At 37.6% G+C, this 660-nt stretch carries 1 protein-coding gene; it reads left to right on the forward strand.

Annotated features, from left to right (window positions below; genetic code table 11):
- The coding region (locus KA909_RS13360; protein WP_210130332.1) for a phage tail tape measure protein at positions 1–660 on the forward strand (660 nt) is incomplete at both ends.

Genomic DNA, 660 nt, shown 5'->3' on the forward strand with positions numbered 1-660 from the left:
ACTTACACAAACTACACAAGCGCATAATCGACTTGAAATGGAACAAAAGCAAGGTATCTCATCTATGTCTCAAATCAGAGCAAAGATGACGCAATTTAATGATACCTTAGCATTATCGAGAAGTAATTTATCACGTGCAGGGGAAAGCGTTAAAGCTTATAAAGTTCATTTAGACACCTTAAGCGGAAATTTAACTAAACAACGAACAGTGTTACGTGAATTAAGCGCTCAATATAAGCATGTTGCTAATGCGCAAGGTGAAAACAGTCAAGAAGCACGAGAATTGGCTAGTGCTATTACACAACAAAAAATTAAGATGAATGAACTTGAAACCGAAATTGATGAAACAACTCAAAGCTATAAACGGTTGGCACAAGAGCAAAAACAGGCTCAATATTTGAGTGGTTCAGGATTTGGTAAAGGTATTCAAACAGTAAACAAGTACAAAGATTCGATTAATAATGTAGGATCATCAATGCGTAACGTTGGTTCAAACATGTCAATGTACTTCACATTGCCAGTTGTAGCCGGATTCGGTGCTGCAATTAAAACTGGAGCAGACTTTGAAGGCCAAATGTCACGAGTTGGTGCTATTGCGGGTTCTTCTAAATCGCAATTAAAAGCTATGAGTGACCAAGCAGTTGATTTAGGTGCTAAAAC

It is taken from the genome of Staphylococcus sp. GDX8P54P, assembly GCF_017893165.1.
Classification (GTDB): Bacteria; Bacillota; Bacilli; order Staphylococcales; family Staphylococcaceae; genus Staphylococcus; species Staphylococcus borealis.